Here is a 3,454-nt window from a genome sequence, read left to right as displayed (position 1 = left end):
GGCCACCGCGGTGCGCGGGCGAATCCGCACGCCGGGCAGCGCGGCGGTGCGGCGCAGCAGGGTGCGTTCGAGCAGCGGCCGGCTCGCGAGCACGGAGGTGAGCCCGGTCGAGGTCGGCCGCAGGCGCTGGCCGTGCATGTAGTAGCGCCCACCGACGAGGACCTCACTGGTCGGCGCGCCCGCGGCCATCAGCTCCTCGACCAGGCCGGGGTGGAGCTCCTCGACGATCTGGCGGCCGCGGTCCATCAGGGCGTGCAGGTGACGGGCCTGCGGCACGCCGCGTCGGTCCCCGAAGTCGCCGGCCGGCGCGGTGGCGGCGCCGAGGCCGGGCAGATCGTCCCGGTCGAGGACGGTGACCCGGGCGAACGTCTCGGTGAGAACCCGGGCGGCGAGCAGCCCGGCGACGCCCGCGCCGAGCACGACGGCGTGCCCGGTTCCCGGTTCAGAGGTCGCCGGTTCAGAGGTCAAGGGTCAGCCGCTCCGATCGGGCTCGGGAGACGCAGATCATCATCGTGTCGCCGCGGGCCCGCTCGTCCTCGGAGAGCACCGAGTCACGGTGGTCGACCTCGCCGTCGAGCACGGGGGTCTCGCAGCTCGCGCAGGTGCCCTCCCGGCAGGAGGACGCCACGTCCAGGCCCACGCGGTCGAGCGCGTCGAGCAGGGACTGCTGCGCACCGACGCGCACCAGCCGCCCGGAGCGGGCGAGCAGCACCTCGAAGCCACGCTGTTCCTCGGCCTCGTCCTGCGGCCGGGCCCGGAACCGCTCCAGGTGCAGGCTGCCGACGCCACGGTCGGCGAACGCCTTCTCCACCGCCGCGAGCAGCCCCTCCGGGCCGCAGCAGTACAGCCGGGAGTCGTCGTCGAGGCCGGCGACGACGTCGGCGACGGGCAGCCGGCCCGCGCTGTCCTCGGGCAGCAGCCGCACCCGGTCCGGGTAGGCGGCCAGTTCCGGCAGGAAGGCCATCCGCGAGCGGGTGCGCCCGCCGTAGTAGAGCTGCCAGTCGGCGCCGCGGCGCGCGAGTTCGCGCACCATCGGCAGGAACGGCGTGATGCCGATTCCGCCGGCGAGCAGCCGATAGGAGGCCCCGTCGACAAGCGGGAAATTGTTCCTCGGCTGTCCCACCGTAATTTCCGAACCGGTCATGACCCGTTCATGGATGTAACGGGAACCACCACGACTGTTTTCCTCGCGGAGCACGGCGACCCGCCACGATCGCAGATCATCCGGATCACCACACAAGGAGTACTGGCGGATCTCTCCGTCGGGTAGCCTGATATCTACGTGAGCGCCGGGTTCCCAGCGCTCGAGCGCTTCTCCCTGGGGATCGGTCAGGGCGATGACCAGCACGTCCTGCGCGGCCAGCCTCGCCTCGTCCACCCGCAGGGCCGTCCAGCGAGATGCGGAAGTCACCGGGAAACCGTCTCATCCCGACCGCCCCGACAACGCCGATCAATACAACGGCAATCACCCCATCGGAAACCCCGATGGCCGGTGGTCACAACACTGGCGGCTCGCAACAATGACCCGGCGCACCGCACATTTCGCGGCCGGCCGAACACGGGCAGCAGAAACATGGAAGGCCCGTCCCGGCAAGGCCCGTGAGCATGGCGCGGCCGGGCGCGATGACCGCACGACGCGATGATCGGACACCACGACGGCGGGGGCCGGGCGGAACCTCGGACGGCCTCGTACGCCGCGACGAGCTGGGAGCAGACCCGTGAGCGAGACCCTCCTCGAACCGGGCGAGGCGCGCCTGCCGACCTCGCCGGACTCCCGCCGCCCGGCGGCCACCGCGCCCGAGCTGGCGGCCCGCACCGCGCGGTTCGTACGGGAGACGGTGATCCCGGTCGAGCGCCAGATCATCGTCGACCGGCGGCCGGTGACCGACGAGCTGCGCCTCGAACTGAACGCCGCCGCCCGCGCGGCGGGGGTCTTCGGGCCGCTGTCCCCGGTCGAGTACGGCGGGCTCGGGCTCGACTTCCGCGGCCAGGCACACGTGCTCGGCGCCGCCGGCGAGAGCCTCGTCGGGCCACTCGCGCTGCACTGCTGGGCGCCCGACGACGGCAACATCCACCTGCTCGAGGCCGCCTGCACCGCTGAGCAGCGTGAGCGCTACCTCGCGCCGCTGGCCAGCGGTGCGGTGCGCTCGGCGATCGCGATGACGGAGCCCGCGCCGGGTACCGGCTCCGACCCCGCCATGCTGCGCACGACCGCGACCCGCGCCGGCGGCGACTGGTCGATCAGCGGTGCCAAGCACCTCACCACCGGCGCGGACGGCGCCGGATTCACGATCGCCGTGGCGCGCACCGACAGCGGGCCGACGATGTTCCTCGTCGATGCCGGCAACCCGGGCATGAAGGTCGTCCGGCGGATGCCGACCCTCGACTTCACCAGCGCGCCGGGCGGGCACTGCGAGGTGCTCTTCGACGACTGCCGGGTGCCGGACTCGGCGGTGCTCGGCGAGGTCGGCATGGGGCTGGAGTACGCCAGTGCCCGCCTCGCGCCGTCCCGGCTGACGTTCTGCATGAACTGGCTCGGCCTCGCGAACCGGGCGCACGCCCTGTCCGCGGCCCACATCACCCAGCGGCACTCCTTCGGCGTCCCGATCGCCGAGCACGGCCTGGCGCAGGGGCTCGTCGCCGACAACGAGATCGACATCGCGGCGGCGAGCGCGCTCGTCCACGCCACCGCCGCGACCCTCGACGACCACGGCGCCACCAGCTCGGCGGCCCGCCACGGCGCGTCGATCACGAAGACGTTCGTCTCCGAGGCGGTGTGGCGGGTCCTCGACCGATCCGTGCAGCTCTTCGGCGGGCTCGGCGTCTGCGAGGACTACCTGGTGGGCCGGTTCCTCGTCGAAGCCCGGGCCTTCCGCATCTACGAGGGCCCCTCCGAGGTGCTGCGGATGTCGGTGGCACGCCGGGTTCTGCGCCGCGCGGCCGGGACCGGGCGCGCCGGCTGACCCGGTGCGCGTCGTCCTCCCGCCCCGCCTGATTCCCCGTCCGAGGACCACTGGGTCCGACCTCGTTGGGAGTGCATGTTGAGCAACCCGTCGCTACTGGCTCCGCAGGAATCGGCGTTCGCGGCCTTCGCCCGGCCGGGCGCCGTCGTCCCCGACTTCGAGCACATCCGGCGCCTGGCCAACCAGATCGTGCCGTTCGGCGCGTTCGTCGGCGTCGAGGTCACCGAGGTCGACGCCGAACACGCGGTCGTGGAGATCCCCGACCGCGCCGAGCTGACCAACCAGCTGGGCACGGTGCACGCCGGCGCCCAGTTCCTCGCCGCCGACATCGCCGGGGCCTGCGCCTTCGTCGGCGCGACCGCAGAGCGGATCGCCGACGTCGCCTGGCTCGTCGTGCGCGACAGCTGGGCGTCGTTCCGCCGCCCCGGCAAGGGCCTGGTCCGCGCCGTCGCCACGGTCGAGGAGCGCGGCGCCCGCCGGGTGCTCGCCGC

Annotated in this window: 4 protein-coding genes; 2 read left to right on the top strand and 2 right to left on the bottom strand. The window is 73.3% G+C overall.

Annotation, left to right across the window (positions count from 1 at the left end):
• Positions 1-468, bottom strand: a 468-nt coding sequence (locus MXD58_RS23205) for an FAD-dependent oxidoreductase (RefSeq protein WP_250609914.1), incomplete at its 3' end; no start/stop codon positions are given.
• Positions 458-1,411, bottom strand: a complete 954-nt coding sequence (locus MXD58_RS23200) for a PDR/VanB family oxidoreductase (RefSeq protein ID WP_248837387.1) — start codon at positions 1,409-1,411, stop codon at positions 458-460. The genes MXD58_RS23205 and MXD58_RS23200, both read right to left, overlap by 11 nt.
• 307 nt (positions 1,412-1,718) lie before the next feature.
• On the opposite strand from MXD58_RS23200, the gene MXD58_RS23195 reads away from it, so the two are divergent.
• Both MXD58_RS23195 and MXD58_RS23190 read left to right on the top strand, forming a co-directional pair.
• Entirely contained in the window at positions 1,719-2,963 is a 1,245-nt protein-coding gene (locus tag MXD58_RS23195) for an acyl-CoA dehydrogenase family protein (RefSeq protein WP_374616543.1), read from the top strand.
• A 75-nt stretch (positions 2,964-3,038) separates the two neighbouring features.
• Positions 3,039-3,454 (top strand): PaaI family thioesterase (locus MXD58_RS23190; protein ID WP_308302033.1); only part of this gene is annotated, 416 nt, incomplete at its 3' end.

The sequence above is a fragment of the Frankia sp. AgKG'84/4 genome (genome assembly GCF_023242965.2).
GTDB lineage: Bacteria > Actinomycetota > Actinomycetes > Frankiales > Frankiaceae > Frankia.
This window is presented reverse-complemented; position numbering and strand designations above follow the sequence as displayed.